19 protein-coding genes are annotated in these 22,937 nt (G+C 69.2%); 9 read left to right on the top strand and 10 right to left on the bottom strand.

The window, feature by feature from the left end:
* The first annotated feature begins 163 nt into the window (after positions 1-163).
* The 6 genes from U5K29_16225 (at position 164) to U5K29_16200 (ending at position 6,108) form a co-directional block, all read left to right on the top strand.
* Positions 164-391: a hypothetical protein gene (locus tag U5K29_16225; protein MDZ7680088.1), complete on the top strand. Its 228-nt coding sequence runs from the start codon at positions 164-166 to the stop codon at positions 389-391.
* A gap of 5 nt (positions 392-396) precedes the next feature.
* Positions 397-669: a hypothetical protein gene (locus U5K29_16220; GenBank protein MDZ7680087.1), complete on the top strand. Its 273-nt coding sequence runs from the start codon at positions 397-399 to the stop codon at positions 667-669.
* A gap of 403 nt (positions 670-1,072) precedes the next feature.
* Positions 1,073-2,935 (top strand): M3 family oligoendopeptidase, encoded by a 1,863-nt coding sequence (locus tag U5K29_16215; GenBank protein MDZ7680086.1) that lies wholly within the window; start codon positions 1,073-1,075, stop codon positions 2,933-2,935.
* A complete protein-coding gene (locus tag U5K29_16210; protein ID MDZ7680085.1) occupies positions 2,821-4,347 on the top strand; it encodes an aldehyde dehydrogenase family protein in 1,527 nt (508 codons plus the stop codon). Before U5K29_16215 ends, U5K29_16210 begins: the two co-directional genes overlap by 115 nt.
* Positions 4,344-4,688 carry a cupin domain-containing protein gene (locus tag U5K29_16205; protein ID MDZ7680084.1) on the top strand — a complete coding sequence of 115 codons (345 nt, stop codon included), beginning with the start codon at positions 4,344-4,346 and terminating at the stop codon, positions 4,686-4,688. Before U5K29_16210 ends, U5K29_16205 begins: the two co-directional genes overlap by 4 nt.
* Positions 4,689-4,824: 136 nt before the next feature.
* Positions 4,825-6,108, top strand: coding sequence for a DUF222 domain-containing protein (locus U5K29_16200; protein MDZ7680083.1), 1,284 nt, complete (start codon positions 4,825-4,827; stop codon positions 6,106-6,108).
* Between the two features lie 89 nt (positions 6,109-6,197).
* On the opposite strand, the gene U5K29_16195 is transcribed toward U5K29_16200, so the two are convergent.
* The 4 genes from U5K29_16195 to glgC are packed head-to-tail and all read right to left on the bottom strand — an operon-like array spanning position 6,198 to position 10,079.
* Complete coding sequence (locus tag U5K29_16195; protein ID MDZ7680082.1) at positions 6,198-7,088, bottom strand: fructosamine kinase family protein; 891 nt, start codon at positions 7,086-7,088, stop codon at positions 6,198-6,200.
* A 10-nt stretch (positions 7,089-7,098) separates the two neighbouring features.
* Positions 7,099-7,590 carry a low molecular weight protein-tyrosine-phosphatase gene (locus U5K29_16190; protein MDZ7680081.1) on the bottom strand — a complete coding sequence of 164 codons (492 nt, stop codon included), beginning with the start codon at positions 7,588-7,590 and terminating at the stop codon, positions 7,099-7,101.
* Between the two features lie 33 nt (positions 7,591-7,623).
* Positions 7,624-8,829 carry a glycogen synthase gene (gene glgA / locus U5K29_16185; GenBank protein ID MDZ7680080.1) on the bottom strand — a complete coding sequence of 402 codons (1,206 nt, stop codon included), beginning with the start codon at positions 8,827-8,829 and terminating at the stop codon, positions 7,624-7,626.
* A gap of 11 nt (positions 8,830-8,840) precedes the next feature.
* Entirely contained in the window at positions 8,841-10,079 is a 1,239-nt protein-coding gene (glgC, locus tag U5K29_16180) for a glucose-1-phosphate adenylyltransferase (GenBank protein MDZ7680079.1), read from the bottom strand.
* Between the two features lie 102 nt (positions 10,080-10,181).
* Here glgC and U5K29_16175 point away from each other — a divergent pair, with 102 nt between their 5' ends.
* The 3 genes from U5K29_16175 to U5K29_16165 are packed head-to-tail and all read left to right on the top strand — an operon-like array spanning position 10,182 to position 13,906.
* Positions 10,182-10,577, top strand: a complete 396-nt coding sequence (locus tag U5K29_16175; GenBank protein ID MDZ7680078.1) for an ATP-binding protein — start codon at positions 10,182-10,184, stop codon at positions 10,575-10,577.
* Positions 10,578-10,625: 48 nt separating this feature from the next.
* On the top strand, positions 10,626-12,749 hold the full coding sequence (gene glgX / locus U5K29_16170; GenBank protein ID MDZ7680077.1) for a glycogen debranching protein GlgX: 2,124 nt from the start codon (positions 10,626-10,628) through the stop codon (positions 12,747-12,749).
* Positions 12,746-13,906, top strand: coding sequence for a pyridoxal phosphate-dependent aminotransferase (locus tag U5K29_16165; protein MDZ7680076.1), 1,161 nt, complete (start codon positions 12,746-12,748; stop codon positions 13,904-13,906). The genes glgX and U5K29_16165 overlap by 4 nt, the downstream gene beginning before the upstream one ends.
* Positions 13,907-14,108: 202 nt before the next feature.
* Here U5K29_16165 and U5K29_16160 read toward each other — a convergent pair whose 3' ends face one another.
* The 6 genes from U5K29_16160 to treS form a co-directional block, all read right to left on the bottom strand.
* Positions 14,109-14,321 (bottom strand): hypothetical protein, encoded by a 213-nt coding sequence (locus U5K29_16160; GenBank protein ID MDZ7680075.1) that lies wholly within the window; start codon positions 14,319-14,321, stop codon positions 14,109-14,111.
* A complete protein-coding gene (locus U5K29_16155) occupies positions 14,315-14,752 on the bottom strand; it encodes a hypothetical protein (GenBank protein ID MDZ7680074.1) in 438 nt (145 codons plus the stop codon). The genes U5K29_16160 and U5K29_16155 overlap by 7 nt, the downstream gene beginning before the upstream one ends.
* Entirely contained in the window at positions 14,752-15,342 is a 591-nt protein-coding gene (locus U5K29_16150) for a DUF1269 domain-containing protein (GenBank protein ID MDZ7680073.1), read from the bottom strand. The genes U5K29_16155 and U5K29_16150 overlap by 1 nt, the downstream gene beginning before the upstream one ends.
* Before the next feature lie 72 nt (positions 15,343-15,414).
* Positions 15,415-17,427 (bottom strand): 1,4-alpha-glucan branching protein GlgB, encoded by a 2,013-nt coding sequence (gene glgB / locus U5K29_16145; GenBank protein MDZ7680072.1) that lies wholly within the window; start codon positions 17,425-17,427, stop codon positions 15,415-15,417.
* Entirely contained in the window at positions 17,424-19,559 is a 2,136-nt protein-coding gene (gene malQ / locus U5K29_16140; GenBank protein MDZ7680071.1) for a 4-alpha-glucanotransferase, read from the bottom strand. The genes glgB and malQ overlap by 4 nt, the downstream gene beginning before the upstream one ends.
* A complete protein-coding gene (gene treS / locus U5K29_16135; protein ID MDZ7680070.1) occupies positions 19,556-22,909 on the bottom strand; it encodes a maltose alpha-D-glucosyltransferase in 3,354 nt (1,117 codons plus the stop codon). The genes malQ and treS overlap by 4 nt, the downstream gene beginning before the upstream one ends.
* Positions 22,910-22,937 lie beyond the last annotated feature (28 nt).

The raw sequence follows: 22,937 nt of genomic DNA, 5'->3' as shown, positions 1-22,937 counted from the left end.
AGGTGACGCTCTGGACGGACCGGCTGCTCGGGATTGTGGGATGTGCGACTTGCACCGATCTGTTGCGCGGCCGGCTGCAAATTGGACGGCGCCATGTGCGCTGTTATCGAGTACGCACGCAAGGCAACTTGTGATGATCGTTGGCACAAGCTAACTTGTGGGAGTGGATGCGCCGCTCATCGCTCCCAGCGCGCGCAAGCACGGCATCCCCGACGTTGACATGATTCACGCCTTCAATCATCCGATCTTCGTCGATGACCTCGACGAGGGGTTCACGATGTTCGTCGGCGCAGACCCTGCCGCCAACCTGCTCGAGATTGGCGTCGTCGACACCAGCGACGGCCCGATCATCATCCACGCCATGCCCGCCCGGCCGGAATACCTGAGGTGACCACCATGCCCCGCACCGCCCAAGAAGTCCTCGACCACGCCGACGAACTCGCCGCTCGTTTCGAAGCTCACGAGCCCGGCGAAGACGTTCACGATGCCACCGAACTGCGTCTCGTCCGTGAGGCGTTCCTTGCCCGAGCCGACGCGGAACGCGCACTCGGTGATGCCGTCGTCCGTGCCCGGCACAATGGGCACTCCTGGGCTTCGATCGGGGCCATGGTCGGAACCTCAGGTGAGGCAGCCCGCCAGCGCTACAGGCAATCCGTCAACGCCTCGTAGCTACGCCAAACCGACCGGGACCATGCGGCGTCACAAATGGGCCGGAGTGCGGGACGCAACGAGCAGACCGTCGGGCTTAAGGCCCTCGCGTTACGGGGGTCGGCGTGGGTCGGCCGGCGATGGCGCTGCCAGGTATGAGTGCCTGGATCGAGCGGGCCCCGTTTGTAGTGAGCGCCCTCGACCCGGCGATCAGGGGCACGGCACCCCTCCGTAGAGGCCGCCCAACGTCGAGCGAGGGAACTCTGCCGGCGAGATGTGCCGTCCTGGGGCGTTCTGTGCCGGCAGAGTGGATTCACCTGGAGGTCGTCCTACAACCGCTGCCACCGAGGTGCCGTTCGACGGCAGGGCAACGTTGCATGACGCCGCACTAGTTTGGAGCCATCACCGCGCCACCGGAGGCCCCATGACCGCCATCGACGCCGCTCGAACGACCGGGGATCCCGACCTGTTCGCGTCCGATGTCGCGTGGGACGTCGAGCCCCTCGTCGAAGGAGGCGGCGCCGACGGGGTCGAGCGCCTGCTCGGCGAAGCCGACGCCATCGCCGATCACCTCGAGACCCACCGGGGTCGGGTCGCCACCTTCGACGTCGTGGCGCTGCGCTCGTTCATGGCCGATCTGGCCGACCTGCGCGAACGGCTGGGTCGGGCCGGGTCCTACGCGTCGCTGCGCTTCGCGGTCGACACCACCGATGCCGAGATCGGGGCGCTGATGCAACGGGTGCAGGAACGGTCGGCGGCACTCGAGACGCGGCTGCTGTTCTTCGACCTGGAGTGGGCCGCGCTCGACGACGACCACGTCGAGCGCCTGCTGGCCGACCCGGCCCTGTCGTGGTGCGCCCACCACCTGCGGTCCAAGCGGCGCTACCGCGAGCACCTGCTGACCGAACCCGAGGAACGGATCCTCACCGAGAAGGCGATCACCGGCCGCCGCGCCTGGTCCCGCCTGTTCTCCGAGCTGTCGTCGGCGATCATGGTCGAGTTGCCCGACTTGGACTCAGACCCCGACTCCGGAGACGGCACGCGCACCACCAAGCTCGAAGGGGCGCTGTCGCTGCTCGCCGACCCCGACCGTGAGGTGCGACGCCGGGCCGCCCATGCGGTCACCGAGGCGCTCGAGCCCGGTCTGCGCACCCGCGCCTTCGTGTTCAACACCCTGCTCAACGACAAGGCCGTCGACGACCGTCTCCGCTCGTATCCCACATGGCTCACCAGCCGGAACCTGGCCAACGAGACCAGCGACGAGTCGGTCCAGGCACTCGTCGCCGCGGTGAAGGGTCGCTACGACATCGCGCAGCGGTGGTATCGCCTCAAGGCTCAGATCATCGGGGTCGACCGCCTCGCCGACTACGACCGCCTGGCCTCGGTCGCCGACTCGCACACACAGATCGGGTGGACCGAGGCACGCGACCTCGTCCTCGACTCCTACCGATCGTTCTCCCCCCACCTGGCCGACATCGCCAGTCGGTTCTTCGACGAGGGGTGGATCGATGCGCCGGTTCGGCCCGGCAAGCGTCCGGGCGCGTTCTGCTCCTACACCGTGGCGTCACACCACCCCTACCTCATGCTCAACTGGACGTCGCGGCGGCGCGACGTGATGACCCTCGCCCACGAGCTCGGGCACGGACTCCACGCCTATCTGGCCAGGGACCAGGGAGTGTTCCACCAGGCCACCCCGCTGACCCTGGCCGAGACGGCATCGGTCTTCGGCGAGACGGTGGCGGCCGGCCGGCTGCTCGACGCGACCACCGACGCAGGCGAGCGCCTGGCACTGCTGGCGGAGAGCATCGAGGGCACGATCGCCACGGTGTTTCGTCAGACGGCGATGAACCAGTTCGAGGCCGCGGTGCACACCGCGCGGCGCACCGACGGCGAGCTGGCGGTCGAGCGATTCGGCGATCTGTGGGCCGAGACCCAGGCCGAGATGCTGGGCGACTCGGTCGAGATCACCGACGGATATCGCAGCTGGTGGTCCTATGTCCCCCACTTCATCGGCACCCCCGGCTACGTGTACGCCTACGCCTACGGGCAGCTGCTGGCCCTGTCGGTGTACGCCCGGTTCCAGGCCGAGGGCGACGCCTTCGTCCCCCGCTATCTCGACCTGCTCGCGGCCGGCGGCTCGATGCCACCGGCCGAGCTCGGCCGCATCGTCGGCTGCGACCTCGACGATCCCGGGTTCTGGGCGTCGGGCCTCGACATCGTCGAAGCCCAGCTCGTCGCCGCCGAGTCGGCCGCCCACGACGCCCGCCGACTCGATCCCACCACCTGACACACCCCGCCACCAAGGAGCCGACGATGAGCCCCACCGATCCGACCGAGGCCGTGCAGCGGCTCCGCGCCACCTTCGACGCCGGGACCACCCGACCGGTCGCCTGGCGACGCGAGCAGCTCGTCGGACTGAGACAGCTCCTGGCCGACGAGGAACAGGCCGTCACCGACGCGCTCCGCGAGGACCTCGGTCGGTCGCCGACGCTGGCCCAGCTCACCGAGCTCGGGGTGGCCAACGGTGGGATCGACCACACGCTCAAACACCTCGACAAGTGGATGAAGCCCGAGCGGGTGAAGGTCCCGGTCACCCAGAAGCCCGGACGGGCCGAGATCGCCCCCGAGCCCCTCGGGGTCGTGTGCGTGATCTCTCCCTGGAACTACCCGTTGCTGCTGCTCCTCGGCCCGATGACCGCGGCGCTGGCTGCCGGCAACTCGGTGCTGGCCAAGCCGTCCGAGCTGGCCCCTGCCACCTCGGCCATGCTCGCCGACCTGATCCCACGGTACGTCGACACCGACGCGGTGGCCGTCGTCGAGGGTGGACCCGACGTCGCCGAAGCGGTGCTCGCCCAGCGGTTCGACCACATCTTCTTCACCGGTTCGGCCCACATCGGACGAGCGGTGATGACCGCTGCGGCCGCGCACCTCACGCCGGTCACCCTCGAGCTGGGTGGCAAGAGCCCCGCGATCGTCGACCGCTCGGCCAAGCTCGATGTCACCGCCCGCCGGATCGTGCTCGGCAAGTTCATCAACGCCGGCCAGACCTGCATCGCCCCCGACTACGTGCTGGTCGACGAGTCGGTCGAGGACGAGTTGGTCGACCAGATCGCGAAGGTGGTCGACGAGTTCTACGGCGACGACCCCCAGACCTCCGACGACTACGGCCGGATCATCAACGACCGCCACCTCCGACGGCTGCAAGGGCTGCTCGACGGCGGAGGGTTCGACGAGATCGTCGTCGGCGGCGAGGTCGATGCCGCCGCTCGCTACGTCGCGCCGACGGTGCTGCGGGGCGTGTCCCCCGACGCGCCGGTGATGGCCGAGGAGATCTTCGGGCCCATCCTGCCGGTGCTGCCGGTGGACTCGATCGACGATGCCATCAGGTTCGTGAACCAGGGGCCGAAGCCGCTGGCGCTCTACATGTTCGGTGAGGACGACGAGCTGGTCGACCAGGTCGTCTACCAGACCAGCTCCGGTGGGGTCTGCACCAACCACACGCTGATGCAGTTCGGCGTGCACGACCTGCCCTTCGGCGGCGTCGGCGAGAGCGGCTTCGGTGCGTACCACGGCAAGGCCGGGTTCGACACCTTCAGCCACCACAAGTCGGTGCTGCGCAAGTCGGTCCGCCCCGATCCCTCGGTGCTCTACCCGCCCTACGGACGGTGGAAATCCCGGATGCTCCGCTCGGCGCTGTGACCGAGGTCCCGCACGGCCACCTGACCGACCCCGGGGATGCGCCCGGAGCGGGCGAGCGGTTCGATCTGCTGACAGAACGCGAAGGCGTGACGATCGAGCACATCCTCAGCGCCCGATCGGACACGCCGAACAGCTACCTGCAGGACCACGACGAGTGGGTGGTGGTGCTGACCGGATCGGCGACGGTCGACGTGGGTGGAACCCCCTACCGTCTCGGTGCCGGCGACTGGGTGTTGCTGCCACGGGGCATCCCCCACACCGTCGAACGCACCGAGACCGCCACCACCTGGCTCGCGGTCCACCTGCCCGCCGACGACGGGTCCGAGACACTGGGGATCTAGCGCCGCGTCATGCGATGTGTGTCCCAAACCAGCGGGGGTGCTTGACACCAGAACGTGTGTTCGATAGGCTGTGGTTCTTCCCCATCGGAGCCGGGTTGCGGCTCCCTCTCGTTGGTCGAGCGTGTCGAGGCATCCGATGGGACAGACCACAGTGGTCACAGAGCCAATCGAGGCGATGGTGCTGTCGCCCAACGCTACGCGGTACGCCGAGTCCAGCCCCGATGAGCGGCTGGTGGCGATCGAACAACTGTCGGCGATGATGGCCTCGACCCATGCCGAGCTGTTGGATGTGGTCGCTGCCGCCAGCTCCTGTGGCGACTACGAACTCGACGGCGCCACCGGCACCACCCCGTGGCTGGTGGGTCGCCTGGGCCTGGCCCGCGAACACGCCAGCGAATGCGAACGTGTCGCCGCTGGGTTGCAGGTGCTGCCCGCTCTGCGCCAGGCCTACGCGGCCGGGGCGATGTCATGGGACCAGATACGGCCTGCCACCAAGTTCGCCACCGCCGAGGACGACACCGACCTCGCGGCTGAGCTGCCCGGGCGTTCTGCCCGCCAGATCGCGCTCATGGCCCGCCAGGCCCGACCCCTCTCTGACGATGAGGCGAACGACGCGCACACAGCCCGGTCGTTTCGGTGGCGACGCGACCACCGCCGCGGCGGATGGGTCTATGGCGGGTTCTTGCCCTTCGACCAGGGTGAGGCGATCAACCAGGCACTCGATTCGATCGCCGAGGGTTGGGGACCCGATCCCACCACGGGCTCCTGGGCACCGATCGCCACCCGGCGTGCTGACGCGCTCCATGACCTGGCCACCCGCAAACTCGGCTCCGCCTCTGCTCCCGATCGGGCCACGGTGGTCATCCACGCCGAGTCCGCGGTCGTCGACCAAGACCGGCCCGGCAACGGCTTCATCGGCGACCTCGCCCTCTGCCACTCAGGGGTCATGCGCTCCATGTGTGACGCCCGCGTCGAGGTCGCCCTGCACGGCCCCGACGGCGCCACCGTCGGCGTCGCCCGCGCCTCCCAGCAGGTCCCGTGGTGGCAACGCCGCCAGGTCCACGGGCGCGACATCTGCTGCCGCGGGTTCGGCTGCGAGCGCAAGATCCGCCAGATCCACCACATCGCGCACTGGTCCAACGGCGGACCCACCAACCTCGACAACCTGGTCGGCTTGTGCTGGGAACACCACCGCCTGGTCCACGAAGGCAACTGGACCATCCAAGGCAACCCCAACGGCGAGATCACCTTCGTCTCACCAAACGGCCGGCGCCGCCTCCCCAGCCGACCCCCACCCGCCGACGCCAAAGTCCGAACCCAACTACGCCGCATCAACAACGGACACCTCCGGCCGAACCCAGGAACCGCTAGGAAAGGCCCCCGAGCACCCCGTCGAGGTCCTCCGGCAGCCCCGACCTGACGCCAACGCGCTCGCCGGTGCCGGGGTGGTTGGAACCATTGCCGGACGCAGCACCAGCGCGCGCGGCCGGTCAAGGCCTCGCGGGCCCGTCAGCGCCCGAGGGAGTCGAGGGCGCGGGACAGGCTGGACTCATAGCCACCACCGAAGAGGATGACGTGCACCAGCAGCGCCACCAGCTGGTGGAGCGGGACCCGCGTCTGCCACCCGTCGGCGAGGGGTGCGACCTCCTCGTAGGCGGCGAAGCAACGATCGCCGAACCCGCCGAAGAGTCGCATCATGGCCAGGTCGGTCTCGCGGTGGCCGCCATGGGCCGCGGGGTCGATCAGCCACGGGCGGCCGTCGACGTCGAACACGACGTTGCCGGCCCACAGGTCGCCATGGACCCGCGCCGGGGGTTCGGGCGGGCCGGCCAGGGCGTCGATACCGTCGGCGACCGCCTCGACCCGACGGGCCAGGCCGGGCGCCAAGCGCCGATCCGACACCGCCTGGCGAGCCAGGGGGCGAAGCCGGTGATCAGCCCAGAACTCGGCCCAGGACTCGGCTGGTGATCCGTCGACCGCGACCGACCCCACGAACGCGGGACCACCGTCGCCACCGAACCCCTCGGCATGGCTCAGGTGCAGCTCGGCCAGCTGCCGACCGAGCGCCTCGTCGGACCCCGGTTCGGCCCGTCCCGGGTCGATCCACTCCAAGGCGATGAACCCGGCTCCGGGTTCGTCACCGTAGGCGATCACGTCGGGGACGGCGATGGCCCCGGGGCGGGCGAGGAACGCCAGCCCTGCGGCCTCGGCGGTGAAGAACCCGCCCGGCGCACCCGGAAGGTGCTTCACGAACAGGCGCGAGCCGTCGTCTCGATCCAACCGCCACGCCTCGGAGATGTCACCCCCACGCACGCGAGTCCAGGCGCCGTCACCGGTCTCGGCGATGACCGGGTCGGGGGGACGGGCGGTGGGGGAACCGATGGAGGGATCGATCGGCATCGGCGATCGCTCAGCGGCCGTCGGCGGCCGCGGTCAGTTCGGCCAGCAGCGCCTGACACGACCGCTCGACCATGTCGAACACCCGAGCGAAGCCGTCGCCGACGCCGTAGTAGGGGTCGGGAACCTCGAGATCGCCGGCGGCGGCAGGGTCCCACTCGCGCAGCAACGCCACCTTGGCCACGGCCGCCTCGTCCGGGGCGATGCGACGCAGGTCCTCGGCGTTGGACCGGTCCATGGCCAGGACCAGATCGAAGCGGTCGAAGTCGGCGGGGGCGAACTGCTGGCCGCGGTGGTCAAGGGTGATGCCACGGCGGCGCGCCTCCTCCCGCGCCCTGGCGTCGGGTGGCTCGCCCACGTGATAGCCGGCGGTGCCGAAACTGTCGACCTGGATCCGATCGCCGGCGCGGGCATCGTCGACGAGGTGCTGCATGACGCCCTTGGCGGTCGGCGACCGGCAGATGTTGCCCAGACACACGAAGGCGATGCTGGTCGGGGTGGCCATGGCCGCCAGTGTGGCGGGCCCGCCCCGCGGCTGCTACCCGTGCAGCTCCGACACCGAGCGGTAGAGCTCGACGGTGCGAGCCGCGATCTCGGGCCAGGAGAAGCGTTCGAGCACCCGCCGGCGACCGGCCTCGCCCATCTGTCGTGCCCGACCGGGGTCGGCCAGGAGCTCGTCGATCCGCCCGGCCAGCTCGGCAGCGAGCCGGGAGGGGTCCGCGGGAAACCCGAAGTGGCCCTCGTCGTGTTCGAAGTCGACGAGGCGGCCTGTCTCCCCGTCGACGACGACCTCGGGGATCCCACCGACCGCGCAGGCCACGACCGGGGTCTCGCAGGCCATGGCCTCGACGTTGATCAGCCCGAACGGCTCGTAGATCGACGGGCAGACGAACACCGAGGCGTGGGTCATGAGCTGGATGATCGCCGGCCGCTCGATCATCTCGTCGATCCAGACCACGTTGTGGCGCTCGGCCTGGAGCTGGTCGACCTTGGCCTTGACCTCGGCTCCGATCTCGGGGGTGTCGGGCTGCCCCGCGCACAGCACCACCTGCACGTCGTGGTCGAGCAGGTGGGCGGCGTCGAGCAGGTGACTCACCCCCTTCTGGCGGGTGATGCGCCCCACGAAGAGCAGGTAGGGCCGGTCGGGGTCGACACCGTGGGCGACCAGATGGTCGGTGGCGGGATCGGGCCGGTACTCGTCGGTGTCGATCCCGTTGTGGATCACGTGGACCCGTTCGAGATCGAGCTCGGGGTAGGAGCGGGCGATGTCGAGGCGCATCCCGGCCGAGACGGCGATGATGGCATCGGCGCTGGCGAGACCGGTGCGCTCGCACCACGAGGCGACGGCGTAGCCCCCACCGAGCTGCTCGGCCTTCCAGGGGCGCATCGGTTCGAGGCTGTGCGCGGTGGCCACGTGGGGGATCTCGTGGATCAGCTTGGCGATGTGGCCAGCCAGGTTGGTGTACCAGGTGTGGGAGTGCACCAGATCGGTGTCGCCCACTCCCGAGGCCATGGCCAGATCGACCGAGATCGTGTCGAGCGCCGCGGCGTGGGGAGCGTCGGAGCCGAGCGCCTCCCACGGCTGGTAGGTGGCAGCGACCAGCGGCGATGGCCGGGGCCTGCCGAAGGCGTGGACCTCGACGTCGAGCAGCGTCGACAGGTGCTGGGACAGATATTCGACGTGGACCCCGGCGCCTCCGTACACCTCCGGGGGGAACTCGCGGGTGAGCAGCGCGACACGCATCGGAGACGGCCTCAGCCGTGGGGCACCGGCTGGTGCTTGCCGATGACCACCACACCGTTGGGGGACACCGTGAACCGCTCGGCGTCGAGATCTGGATCGACCCCGATGCGTGCACCGGGCGGCACGACCACGCTCTTGTCGATGATCGCCTTGCGCACGATCGCTCCCGCACCGACGCGGACGTCGTGCATGAGGACCGAGTCCTCGACCAACGCACCGGCGTCGACGAAGACGTTCGGGGAGATCACCGAACGTCGGACGGTCCCGCCCGAGACGATGGCGCCGGCACACACGATCGAGTTGATCGCCATGCCCGTGCGACCGTCCTCGTCGAGCACGAACTTGGCGGGAGGAAGGGACCCGACCGAGGTGAGGATCGGCCAATCTCGGTTGTAGAGGTTGAACACAGGATGGACCGCCACCAGTTCCATGTGCGAGTCGTAGAACGCGTCGAGGCTCCCGACGTCTCGCCAGTAGCCCTGGTCGCGCTCGGTGGCTCCCGGCACGACGTTGTTGGTGAAGTCGTAGGCGTGGGCGATACCGCTGTCGACGAGCAGGGGGATGATGCTCCCGCCGACGTCGTGGGCCGACGACGAATCGAGCGCATCGGTGTTCAACACATCGAGCAACGTCTCGGTGCTGAACACGTAGTTGCCCATCGACCCCAGTGTCATCGACGGGTCGTCGTCGAGCCCCTGCACGTCGGTCGGCTTCTCCCGGAACCGACCGATGGTGGTGCCCTGCTTCATCTCGAGCACCCCGAACTGGTCGGACTCGGCGACCGGCACCCGCAGCGCCGCGACCGTGACGCCCGCACCGGTCTCGACGTGCTGGTCGACCATCTGGCGAGGGTCCATGCGGTAGATGTGATCGGCGCCGAACACCAGGATGTAGTCGGGCTGCTCGTCGTTGATGATGTTGACGTTCTGGAAGATGGCATCGGCCGAACCCGAGAACCAGTAGGGACCGCGCCGCATCTGCGCCGGCACCGAGGTGACGTAGTTGCCGAGCAACGTCGACAGCGGCCAGGTGCGGGACAGGTGCACGTCGAGGCTGTGGCTCTTGTACTGGGTGAGCACGATGATCCGCCGGTAGCCGGCGTTGACCAGGTTCGACAACACGAAGTCGATGAGCCGGTAGTGGCCGCCGTAGGGCACCGCCGGCTTTGCCCGGTCGGCGGTCAGGGGGGCCAGGCGCTTGCCCTCGCCTCCGGCCAGGACCATGCACAGCACTCGCGACGGATCAACCACGTGCTCACACTACCGGTGTGGGGCCGGTTCATCCGGCCCGCGCCACAGGCCTCCGCTCGGTGGTTCCCCCACGGCTGGAACCGCGCGGCTAGGGTTTCGAAGGTGAGCGCGGCGAGGATCTCGACCGGTACCGCCCATGTGGGGTGGGACGTCGAACCCGACACCACGATGGTCGCCGAGACTCGGAGGCGGACCGGCCAGCTGCTCTCGGAGTGGGGATGTCACACCCTGGTGACCGATGCGCAGCTCGTCGTCACCGAGCTGGTGAACAACGCGATCCTCCATGCCGGGTCAGGCTGCCGCGTCTCGCTGGCTCTCTCCGACGATCGCCTCACGATCCAGGTCACCGACGACGACGCCAGCCCGCCCCAGCCCCAACCATTCGACCCGCACCGCGAGGGCGGTCGAGGCCTGCTCATCGTCTCGACCCTGGCCACCAGTTGGGGGATCGAGCCCGCAGGCACCGGCAAGACCGTCTGGGCCGAGCTCGCCGCCTGAACCGCGGCGGTGACGGCCGGCGCGAGCCCCTCCCGTAGACTCGTCGCCGTGCACACCTGGCCCGGCAAGCCCGCTCCGCTCGGCGCGAGCTTCGACGGAACCGGCACCAACTTCTCGGTGTTCTCCGAAGCCGCCGACGCGGTGGAGCTGTGCCTGTTCGACGACGACGGCACCGAGTCCCGCGTCGAGCTGTCCGAGGTCACCGCACTGTGCCACCACGGGTACCTACGCGGGATCATGCCCGGGCAGCGGTACGGCTTCCGGGTCCACGGCCCCTGGGAGCCCACCGCCGGGCAGCGGTGCAACCCTGCGAAGCTGCTGCTCGACCCCTATGCCACCGCGGTCGAGGGCGAGGTCCGCTGGGACGACGCGGTCTTCGGCCATCGGCTCGGTGAGCCGACCACCGTCCGCGACGATCGCGACTCGGCGTTGTTCGTCCCCAGGTCCGTCGTCACCTCCCCCTTCTTCGACTGGGACGACGACCAGCCGCCACGTGTCCCCAACGACGAGACGGTCATCTACGAGCTCCACACCCGAGGGTTCACCCGCCTGCACCCCGAGGTACCGCCCGAACTGCGTGGCACCTACCTCGCCCTGACCGAACCGGCGGTCATCGACCACCTGGTCTCGCTCGGCGTCACCACCGTCGAGCTGATGCCGGTCCACCAGTTCGTCCATGACCATGCCCTGCACCAGCGGGGCCTGCGCAACTACTGGGGGTACAACTCGATCGCGTACCTCGCACCCCACAACGAGTACGCGGTCGCCGGACAACGGGGTGAGCAGGTCCTCGAGTTCAAGGCGATGGTCAAGGCGTTGCACGCAGCGGGGATCGAGGTGATCCTCGACGTTGTCTACAACCACACCGGCGAAGGGCGCGCCGACGGCCCCACCCTGTCGATGCGGGGGATCGACAACGCCGCCTACTACCGGCTCGATCCCGACGACCCCAGCCGCTACCTCGACTACACCGGTACCGGCAACACCATGAACATGCAGCATCCCCACGTGCTGCAGCTGATCATGGACAGCCTCCGCTACTGGGTCACCGAGATGCACGTCGACGGCTTCCGCTTCGACCTGGCCGCGACCCTTGCCCGCGAGCTGCACGACGTCGACCGGCTGTCCGCCTTCTTCGACATCATCCAGCAGGACCCGGTGATCAGCAGGGTGAAGCTCATCGCCGAGCCGTGGGATCTGGGCGAGGGCGGCTATCAGGTCGGGAACTTCCCACCGCTGTGGGCCGAGTGGAACGGCCGCTACCGCGACACCGTCCGCGACTACTGGCGAGGCGCCGAGGCCACCCTGGCCGAGTTCGCCTCACGGTTCACCGGCAGCGCCGACCTGTACCAGGCGTCGGGTCGCCGGCCGCACGCCTCGATCAACTTCGTCACCTCCCACGACGGGTTCACCCTCGCCGATCTCGTGTCCTACGAGCAGAAGCACAACCTGGCCAACGGCGAGGAGAACCGCGACGGCGACGACCACAACCGGTCGTGGAACGGCGGGATCGAGGGACCCACCGACGACGCCGCGATCAACGAGCTCCGGGCCCGCCAACGTCGCAACTTCCTGGTCACGTTGTTCCTCTCCCAGGGCGTGCCGATGCTGTTGGCCGGCGACGAGCTCGGACGTACCCAGCGGGGCAACAACAACGCCTACTGCCAGGACAACGAGGTCTCCTGGGTCGACTGGCAGGGCAAGGACGACGAGCTGCTGACCTACACCCAGGCGCTCATCGCCCTGCGTGCCCGCCACCCGGTGTTCCGGCGGGGCGGGCACTTCGCCGGTGAGATGACCCCGGGCAGCGACGCACCCGATGTGGCGTGGTTCACTCCCGCCGGGGTGCCGATGACCGACGACGACTGGCAGCAGGGCTACGCCCGATCGCTCACGGTGTTCCTCAACGGCGAGGGCATCACCGACCGCGGCGAGCGGGGTGAGCGGATCCTCGACGAGAGCTTCTTCGTGCTCTTCAACGCCGACCGCAACAGCGCGACGTTCACGCTGCCGGGCGGAGCATGGGCCGAGGCATGGGAGGTCCTGTTCGACACCGCCGACGCCATCCCGCCCGAGGAGGAGGACTACCGGGGGCTGGTGTTCCACCACGGGTCGGCGATCCACCTCACCGGACGGTCGGTCGTCGTGCTGCGCGAGATCGTCAACCAGTGACACCGAGGTACCTGGTCGAGCGGATGCGGGGGTTCGGCGAGACGATCTTTGCCGAGATGTCGGCCCTGGCCGTCGAGACCGGGGCCATCAACCTGGGTCAGGGGTTCCCCGACACAGACGGCCCCATCCAGGTCTCCGACGCTGCGATCGAGGCCATCCGGTCGGGCCACAACCAGTACCCGCCGGGCATCGGCATCCCCGAGCTTCGCCACGCCGTCGCCGACCACCAGCACCGCTTCTACGGCATCGACCTCGATCCCGACACCGAGGTGCTGGTCACCGCGGGGGCCACCGAGGCCATCGCCGCCGCCATCTTGTCGTTGTGCGAACCCGGCGACGAGGTCGTCACCTTCGAGCCGTACTACGACTCCTATGCCGCCACCGTCGCCCTCGCCGGGGCGACCCTGCGGACGGTCACCCTGCGACCACCCGAGTTCGACTACGACCCGGCCGAGCTCGAGGACGCGATCGGGCCCGACACACGGCTGATCCTGCTCAACTCGCCCCACAACCCCACGGGCAAGGTGTTCGCACCGGACGAGCTGGCCCACGTCGCTCGCCTGGCGGTCGAGCACGACGTGCTGGTGGTGACCGACGAGGTGTACGAGCACATGGTGTTCGACGGGGTCCACACCCCTCTCGAGACCCTGCCCGGGATGGACGAGCGAACCCTCACCATCTCGTCCGCGGGCAAGACGCTGTCGTTCACCGGCTGGAAGATCGGATGGGTGACCGGGCCCGCCGAGCTGGTGGCCACCGTCCGCACCGTCAAGCAGTACCTCACCTACGTCAGCGGTGGGCCGTTCCAGCACGCAGCCGCGGTCGGGCTCCGGCTCGGTGACGATTACTTCGAGGGGCTGACCGCCGACCTGCGGGCCAGGCGCGATCTGCTGTGCGACGGCCTGGCCGACGTCGGCTTCGAGGTGTACCGACCGGCCGGCACCTACTTCGTGGTCGCCGACATCTTGCCGTTCGGCACGAGCGACGGGCGCCGGTTCTGCCTCGAGCTACCCGAGCGATGCGGGGTCGTGGCGGTGCCCTGCGAGGTCTTCTACCAGCACCCCGATCGGGGACGGAACCTGGTGCGGTTCACCTTCACCAAGCGCACCGAGGTGCTCGAGTCGGCCATCGATCGGCTGGGCGCGCTCGCCGGTTGAAGTTACCGTCGACGCCTCGAGTCCGTTCTGTGAAGACTTTCCAACCGCATGGGTTGGAAACCACTCACAGATCGGTTCGGGCTCGACATAGGGGTCAGGCCCCGAGGGCAAGCGAGGTCATCGACAGCGAGCCGTAGGCGTAGGCGTAGCCGTCGACGAGGGTCGCGGTCGGTTCGCCAGTCGCGGCGGCGAGTCCGGCCAGCTAGACGACGGGCAGGAAGTGATCGGGGGTCGGCACCGCCGGCGCGTAGTCGGGGTGCGATTCGAGGTCGACGATCGAGGTGGGGTCGTCGCCCCGCAGCGCATCGAGCGCTGCCTCGTTGAAGCGCTGGGCCCAGTCGAAGGCCGCGTCGGGCTTGCCCCAGTCGATCATGCCGAGGTGGTGGACGATGTTGCCGCTCCCGACGATCAGCACGCCCCGATCGCGAAGCGGGGGGCCAGGCGCGCGCCCAGGTCGACGTGATAGCTGAGGGGCTTGGTGGCGTCGATCGAGAGCTGCACCACGGGCACGTCGGCCTCGGGGAAGGCGTGGGTGAGCACGCTCCAGGTGCCGTGGTCGAGTCCCCAGCTGTCGGCGTCCTGTCCCACCCAAGTTGGCTTGACGACCTCGGCGACCTCCTCGGCCAGCTCGGGCGAACCCGGAGCGCTGTACTCCACGTCGAAGAGCTGCTGGGGGAAGCCGTAGAAGTCATGGATGCTTCCGGGCCGCTCCATGGCGGTGACCGCGGTGGCGCCGATGAACCAGTGGGCCGAGATGGCGAGGATGGCCCGAGGGCGGGGCGCGGTGGCGCCAAAGGTCTGCCACGCCTCGGTGTAGCGGTTCTGCTCGAGAGCGCGACGGACCACTAGGAAGCGGGCGGGGTCCAGGGTTGGGGCTGAGGCGCTTCGGCCAGGTGGTCGCGCAGCGCGTCCTCGACCTCGGAGCGGATGTGGGCCGGCAGGTCGGTGGTGACCAGCGTGCCCTCGTAGCGGTGCAGCTCACGCACCAGCGCAGGCTGATCGTCGATGGCGCACAACAGCAGCAGTGCCGAACCGCCCGGCTCGAGCCACTCGGCCATCTGCTTGATCCAGCCGTCGTCGAGGCCACGGTCGCTGAGCTTGCCGTAGACGGCCCCGGCAGCTGCACCGCCGGCGATGGCGAGGGGTCCGAGGAACAGCCCGGCGAACAGGCCGAGCCAACCACCGATGAGCGCCCCCCGACCGGGCGTGATCTCGACGGTCTGTTGCACCCGGCCGCGACCTTCGGCATCTTTGGAGATGATCACCGCGTCGGAGAGGCGCACCGCGCCCTCCTGGGCCAGGTTCATGACGTTGACCAGCACCTCCGACGCGCGGCCCGGCTTGTCGAACACGATGGCGACGAGGTACTCACCATCTGCACGCACCGCGCTGTCGGACTGGTCCTGGGGCTCCCAGGAGGGGGTGTCGTCACTCATCGTCACCCCTCCGTTCTACCCGCAGATCGGGCCGTAGACACGTCATCGGCCATGCGGCGGCGGTCGGGACGGTCAATCCGGCCGGTCGAGCTGGAGGTAGAGGGCTCCGAGCGGGGGCAGGGTGAGCACCACGGAGTGGTAGCGCCCGTGGCTCGGCACCGGCAGCGACTCGACACCGCCGAGGTTGCCGACCCCGCTGCCGCCGTAGAGCTCGGCGTCGGTGTTGAGGCGCTCGACCCAGAACCCGGCGCTCGGGACGCCCAAGCGGTAGTTGTACTGAACGTTGGGGGCGAGGTTGAACACCGCCAGCACCGGAGGCGTGGCCTCGTCGTAGACGCCGTGGCGGAGGAAGGCCACCACGTTGTTGGTGGTGTCCGACGCCTCGACCCACTCGAACCCCTCGTCGGCGCAGTCCTGTTGGTGCAGGGCGGGCAGTGAGCGGTACAGCTCGTTCAGGTCGGCGATGACCCGCGCGACACCGGCGTGGGAGGGATCGTCGAGACGCTCCCACTCCAAGGTCGCCTCGTGGTTCCACTCGGTCTCCTGGGCGAGCTCGCACCCCATGAACAGCAGCTTCTTGCCCGGCTGGGCCCACTGGTAGGCATAGAGCAGCCGCAGCGAGGCCAGCTGCTGCCACCGGTCACCCGGCATCTTGTTGAGCAGCGAGCCCTTGCCGTGCACGACCTCGTCGTGGGACAGCGGCAGGGTGTAGTTCTCGGTGGAGTAGTAGACGCCGCGGAACGTGAGCTCGTGATAGTGGTGCTGGCGGTGGATGGGATCGCGCTGGAAGTGCTGGAGCGTGTCGTGCATCCAGCCCATGTCCCACTTGAACCCGAACCCGAGGCCGCCCACGTAGACCGGCCGCGACACCATCGGCCAGGCGGTGGACTCCTCGGCGAAGGTGGTCGTTCCCGGAAACTCGGCAAAGGTGGCGCTGTTCATCTCGCGCAGCAGGCTGATGGCCTCGAGGTTCTCGCGACCACCGTACTCGTTGGGGATCCACTCACCGTCGTTGCGTGAGTAGTCGCGGTAGAGCATCGAGGCCACGGCATCGACCCGGATCCCGTCGATGTGGTAGCGGTCGAGCCACGAGACGGCCGAGGAGATGAGGAACGCCCGCACCTCGTGACGCCCGTAGTTGAAGATGAGGCTGTCCCAGTCGGGGTGGTGGCCGAGGCGACGGTCCTGGTGCTCGAACAGGTTGGTGCCGTCGAAGTAGCCGAGCCCGTGGGCGTCGGCGGGGAAGTGCGACGGCACCCAGTCGACGAGCACGCCGATGCCTCGCTGGTGCAGCAGGTCGACCATATGCATGAGGTCCTGGGGCGAGCCGTAGCGGCTGGTGGGAGCGAAGTAGCCGGTGCACTGGTAGCCCCACGACCCGTAGAAGGGGTGCTCCATGACCGGCATCAGCTCGATGTGGGTGAAGCCGTGGGCCTCGACGTGATCGGCGAGCGGCTCGGCGATCTCGCGGTAGGTGGGGAATCGACTGTCCGTTCCCGCCACCTTTCCCCACGACCCGAGGTGCACCTCATAGATCGAGATGGGGGCATCGAGCGCGTTGTGCTCGGCCCTGGTCGACATCCAGTCGTCGTCGCGCCAGGTGTAGTCGAGGTTCCAGATCACCGATGCGGTGTTGGGCGGGACCTCGGCCAGCGTGGCGAAGGGATCGGCCTTTTCGAAGGTACGGCCGGACGGACCGACGATGCTGTACTTGTAGAGCGTCCCGGCGCCGATGCCGGGGATCCAGCCCTCCCAGATCCCCGATGCTCCTCGGGGACGCAGCGGGTCGGCGGCCGGGTCCCACTGGTTGAAGTCGCCGACGACCGACACCTCTCGGCCGCTGGGTGCCCACACGCCGAACCAGGTGCCGGGCCGACCCTCGTGCTCGATCGGGTGGGCGCCGAGATGGCGGTGGAGGTAGCGATGGGTGCCCTCGTTGAACAGGTGCAGGTCGTGATCGCCGAGCATGGTGGGTTCGGCACCGCCGCTCGACGATGCACCTGGGGACGGGCTCGACGAGGAGCTCGGCGCGGAGCTCGAGGGCGGGTCGGAGCCGAAGATCGATCCGGGTTCGGGCGTGGTCACTGCTGGTCCTCCGTGGGGGTGGGGACATCGGTGCGGGCTCGCTGCAGCGCCTCGAGCGTGCCGACGACAGTCGGGTCGTCGAGCGCGTCGGAGAGGCGGAGTGCGAAGCGGCGACGCCAGTTCGGGCGTTCGTCGTGGGTGCCGGGGACGTTCTGGGGCCGTTCCTCGAGCCAGAGGTCTTCGAAGCTGGCGAGCACGACCTGCGCGGGTGTGCCGCCGAGCCATTCCAGGGCGGCCGCCAGCACCTCACGAGGTTCGGCAGCCACCTCGGCGCCCAGCTCGCGTCCGAGCACACCAGCCAAGGCCGCGATCTGGGCCCGGCGCTCATCGAGACGGGCGGGAGCCTCGCCGGGCTCGATGAGCCCGAGGTCGACCGAGTCGATGATGTCGTGACCCTCCCACCAACCGGCGAAGGTGGGCATGTCGTGGGTGTTGAGCCCGGCGACGGTGAACGGCGCCGGCTCGCTGATGCGGCCCTGCTCCTCGGCCCGCCAGGCCTCGAACTGCAGCTCGTACATCCCGAGCATCTGCCACTGCTCCATGGTGGCGTTGATCTCGTCGCTCACGGTACCGAGGTTCTCGCCCAGCACCATGACATCGGCCCTGGCCGCCTCGATGGCGATGACCGCCATGAGCTCGTTGGTGGGGTACCGGACATAGACGCCGTCGCGGGCCGAGGCACCGTCGGGGATCCACCACAGCCGCTCGAGCGACATGAGGTGGTCGATGCGCAGCAGCCCGCTGTGGCCCATGTGGTGTCGGACCGCCTGCACCAGCTCGTCGTGGGCGCGGGCCCGGCTGGTGATGGGGTGCACCGGGGGAAAGCCCCAGTTCTGGCCACCGGCGAAGAGATCGTCGGGTGGCGCACCGGTGGCGACCCCGTCCGCGTAGTCGCCGGGGTTGGCCCACACGTCGAAGCCGTCGGGGTTGGCCCCGAGCGGTAGATCGAGGGCGAGCAGCTGGTCGCGGGAGCGCAGCTGCCGATCGAGCTGGCCGAACTGCTGATCGGCGGCGAACTGGATGTAGCGGTGACGGGCGACGACGGCCGGGTCGACGTCGCCGGCGCCGATGTCCTGGCCGACCCACGACGCTCGCACCGCTCCCCAGTCCTGACCGTGCTGTTCGACCAGCGCCCGGAACCGGGCGTAGCGGTCGAGCTCGGGATTGTCGGCGGCGAAGCGCTCGAGCGCGGCTGCGGTCGGCCCCTCGGCGCCCGCCAGGTCGGCCACCAGGGTGTCGAGCAGGTCGCGCATCAGCCGGGCAGCGCCCCGGTGGTCGACCAAGGGTTGGGCCGCGAGGTCGGCGGCCGCGGCCTCGACGCGACGCGAGGCGACGAAGGCCTGCGCATCGGGGCTATCAGCCAGCCCGGGCAGGCGGGTGGGATCGAGGTGCAGCTCGCCCCACCACCGCCGGCTGATCGGCGAGTAGGGGCTGGGCTCGAACGGCTCGTCGAGAAAGGTGGCCAGCAGCGGCAACGTGGAGACCACCCGCGCCCCGAGCGGGGCGAGCCCGGCAGCCAGCGCGCCCAGGTCGCCGATGTGGCCGATGCCGAGGTGATCGATCCCGGGCCGACCGGAGGGGACGAACCCGTAGGTCGGGGCGAAGATTCCCCAACCGGGCGCACCCCGGAAGGCGGGCAGCCCGGGCGGCGGCGCGAGGACCGTGGCTCGGTGCTCGACGCCGGACACCTCGACGATCGCGCGGTGGTAGCCGACCGGGAGGGCCAGCGCGGTGACGACCCAGCGCACGTCCCAGGAGCGGCCGTCGACCTCGTGACGGGTGTGGGGCTCGACCGCGGCCAGCGACACGAGGTCGCTGTGGGTCGCGCCGTCCTCGGTGACGACGGTGACCGGCACCCGCCCGTCGGTACCGGCCGGTAGGCGCAGCTCGAAGGCCAGCAGGTCGCCCGCCGCCACGGTGAACACCGGCTCGATCGGGTGCTCGAACATCGAGCGTCGGTGGGCGAGGCAGGCGTCGACGGCGGCGTCGGGGGTGGTGATCGGCGCGCCGAGCTGGCCGAGCACGGCGACCAGCGATTCGACCGGCGTGTCGTGCCACGTGCCGGAGACGTCCCAGTAGCCGGTCTGGACACCCCATCGCTGGGCCAGCTCGGCCAGTGCGGCGTCGATCACGCCACGGGCTCCCGGTCGAGGTTCCTGAGGATCGCGCCGAGCGGGATCGGGACCCACTCGGGGCGGTACTGCAACTCGTAGCGCAACTCGTAGAGCGCCTTTTCCAACCCGTACACGTCGAGCAGCAGGCGAAGGTCGTCGGGGTCGTCGGGCACCAGGCCCGATCCCGCGGCGACGTCGAGGTACCGGCGCAGGTACATGGCCTCGACCCATTGGCGCCACCAGTCGCCCCACACCTCGACGGGCCGGGTGGCTGCGGCGTCTTCGGGGATGACGCCCCGCTCGGCCTGCTCGAACAGGGCGACGCTGGTGGCGTAGTGGAATGAGCGGATCATGCCGGCGACGTCGACCAGCGGCGACTTCTTGATGCGCCGCTCGCCGATGGATCGGGCCGGTTCGCCCTCGAAGTCGATGATGACCATGTCGCGACCGGTCCACAGGACCTGCCCCAGGTGGTAGTCGCCGTGGATCCGGCCCCGCCGGGTGTCGACTCGGTGGGCGCGCACCCCGTGGAAGCGCTCGATCAGCGCCGACTCGGCCTCGATGAGGCGGGCGAGGTCCTCGGCCACCTCGGGAGCGAGCGGTCGTTGGCGGGCGCGAAGCTTGCGCCGGGCGGCGGCGAGGGTCGAGCGGGCCTGGCCGCGGAAGCTCTGGTAGAGCGACCGCTGGTAGAGGGTCGAGAACGCCTCGGTGGCAAAGGCCTCGTCGGGGACCGACGCCATGGCGAGGTGCATCTCGGCGGTGCGGAGCGCCAACCGGTCGACCGGCTCGATGAAGGACCCGATGAGGTCGCGAACCACATCCGGCGGTTCGATGGTGTCGACGCCCAAGGGATCGGGAGCATGGGGCAGTGCGTCGAGGCCGTCGTCTTCGGTGACCACCTGTTCGTAGAAGCGGCCGAGCAGATCGACCGCGAGCGTCCAGGCGTCGGACTCGTGGCTGACGAGCTCCTGGGCGACCGCGATGGTGGCGTGCTGTTGGCGTCCCCGGTACTCGAGGGCGCCGAGGACCTTGGCGATGTGGGCGAACCCGGCGGTGGTGAGCGCGTCGCCGATCTCGAGCTCGGGGTTGGTGCCGTCGACGAGTCGGCGGATGAGCTTGACCAGCACCTGATCTCCGTAGATGACCGAGGTGTTGCTCTGCTCGACCCCGATCAGCTTGGGTTCGAGCTCGCCGGCGTCGACGAGGCGACGGAGCTCGGGGCGGCTCTGGCCGATCATCGACGCGGCCCGCCCCTTGTGCTCGCGACGCCGCGAGATGGACTGCAGCAGCGTGGTGCAGAAGTCGGCGCTGGCGACGCCGTCGATGAGCAGCCCTGCATCGGCGCCACCGCGTCGTTCGAGCTGGGCGACGACGGATTCGGGACGGTAGGTGAGCAGGTCGGCCGCTCGCTCGCCTGACGCGTCGGCGAACGCGAGGAGATAGGTCTCGGGGTCGGCGCCGACGTAGCGGACCTCGGCGATCACGATGTAGCCGATCGGGCGGCGCTTGGTGCCACCCATGGGCAGCGTGTCCACCAGGCGGACGTCGCGCACAGTGCGGTCCTTGCCCGCGTACCAGCGCCGCTCGGCCAGGAAGGTGGGGATGACCTCGGCCAGCTTCGTCTGCCGGTCGGCGGTGAACAGCTCGTGCCAGTCGCGCTCGACGGTGACCACCGGCGGCTCCCAGTCGGTGGCGATCGGTCCGTCGACGGTCCGCACCGGCTCGAGGTCGAACCAGAAGAACTGGTAGGGCGCGAGCGTGAGGTAGTAGGGCAGCTCGCCGATGGGAGCGAACCGGGTGTGGCCGAACATCTCGACCGGCTGGAGTCCCTGGAGGTGGCGCAGGTCGAGCTCGACCGGCTGGGGGTGGCGGGACAGGTTGGCCACGATCAACAGGCGCGAGGTGTTGCCGTCCTCCTCGAGGGTGCGGGTGAAGGCGAGGACCTTGGGGTTGTCGGGTTCGACGAACTCGAGGTCGCCGCGGCCGAACACCCGGTGACGCCTGCGGAGCGAGATCAGCCGGCGAGTCCACCACAGCAGCGAGTTGGGGTTGTGGAGCTGGTGCTCGACGTTGATGGTCTCGTAGTGGTACTCGGGGTCGATCACCGGTGGCAGGAACAGCTGTTGGGGGTTGGCACGGGAGAAGCCGGCGTTGCGGTCGGGGCTCCACTGCATGGGCGTCCGCACCGAGTCGCGGTCACCGAGGTAGACGTTGTCGCCCATGCCGATCTCGTCGCCGTAGTAGACGACGGGGGTGCCCGGCAGCGAGAACAGCAGCCCGTTCAGCAGCTCGATGCGACGGCGGTCGTTCTGCAACAACGGCGCGAGCCGCCGGCGGATGCCGAGGTTGATCCGCATCTGGGGATCGTTGGCGTAGGCCCGCACCATGTAGTCGCGCTCCTCGTCGGTCACCATCTCGAGGGTGAGCTCGTCGTGGTTGCGCAGGAACGTGGCCCACTGGCAGCCGGGAGGCAGCGCTGGCGTCTGCTCGAGGATGTCGACGATCGGGAGCCGCTCTTCCTGGCGGATCGCCATGAACAACCGGGGCATGACCGGGAAGTGGAAGTTCATGTGGCACTCGTCGCCGTCGCCGAAGTAGGCCGCAGCGTCTTCGGGCCACTGGTTGGCCTCGGCCAGGAACATGCGGTTGTCCCACTTGGAGTCGACGTGGGTGCGCAGGTCCTTCAGGAATTCGTGGGTCTCGGGGAGGTTCTCGCAGTTGGTGCCGTCTCGCTCGAACAGGTAGGGCACGGCGTCGAGGCGCACCCCGTCGACACCCATCTGGAACCACTTGTCGAGGGTGGCGAACATGGCCTTGCGCACCGCGGGGTTCTCGAAGTTGAGGTCGGGCTGGTGCGAGTAGAAGCGGTGCCAGTAGTACTGGCCCGCCACCGGGTCCCAGGTCCAGTTCGACGTCTCGAAGTCCTGGAAGATGATGCGGGCGTCGGGGTAGCGCTCGGGGGTGTCCTCCCAGACGTAGAAGTCACGCCACTTCGAGCCTTTGGGTGCACGCCGGGCCCGCTGGAACCACTCGTGCTGGTCGGAGGTGTGGTTCATCACCAGCTCGGTGATGACCCGCAGGCCGCGCTCGTGGGCGGCCTTGAGGAACCGGCGGAAGTCGCGCAGCGTGCCATAGGACGGGTTGACGCCGTTGTAGTCTGCGATGTCGTACCCGTCGTCGCGCAGCGGTGACGGGTAGAACGGCAACAGCCAGAGGGCGGTGACGCCGAGGTCGCTCAGGTAGTCGAGCGAGGAGGTGAGCCCGGCGAAGTCGCCGACGCCGTCGTTGTTGCTGTCGGCGAAGCTGCGCACGTGCAGCTCGTAGATGATGGCGTCGCGATACCACTCTGGATCGTCCACGAGGGTCATGTGCGAGTTCCCTGGAGGTAGGCGGGCA

It is taken from the genome of Acidimicrobiales bacterium, assembly GCA_034521975.1.
In the GTDB taxonomy this organism is placed as follows: domain Bacteria; phylum Actinomycetota; class Acidimicrobiia; order Acidimicrobiales; family SKKL01; genus SKKL01.
This window is presented reverse-complemented; position numbering and strand designations above follow the sequence as displayed.

Bases quoted from the DNA above. Each gene is read 5' to 3' on its own strand.
- U5K29_16190 (MDZ7680081.1), bottom strand. From the start codon at position 7,590: ATGGCCACCCCGACCAGCATCGCCTTCGTGTGTCTGGGCAACATCTGC.
- glgA (MDZ7680080.1), bottom strand. From the start codon at position 8,829: ATGCGTGTCGCGCTGCTCACCCGCGAGTTCCCCCCGGAGGTGTACGGA.
- U5K29_16150 (MDZ7680073.1), bottom strand. From the start codon at position 15,342: ATGAGTGACGACACCCCCTCCTGGGAGCCCCAGGACCAGTCCGACAGC.
- treS (MDZ7680070.1), bottom strand. From the start codon at position 22,909: ATGACCCTCGTGGACGATCCAGAGTGGTATCGCGACGCCATCATCTAC.
- U5K29_16220 (MDZ7680087.1), top strand. From the start codon at position 397: ATGCCCCGCACCGCCCAAGAAGTCCTCGACCACGCCGACGAACTCGCC.
- U5K29_16200 (MDZ7680083.1), top strand. From the start codon at position 4,825: ATGGGACAGACCACAGTGGTCACAGAGCCAATCGAGGCGATGGTGCTG.
- U5K29_16215 (MDZ7680086.1), top strand. From the start codon at position 1,073: ATGACCGCCATCGACGCCGCTCGAACGACCGGGGATCCCGACCTGTTC.
- U5K29_16195 (MDZ7680082.1), bottom strand. From the start codon at position 7,088: ATGCCGATCGATCCCTCCATCGGTTCCCCCACCGCCCGTCCCCCCGAC.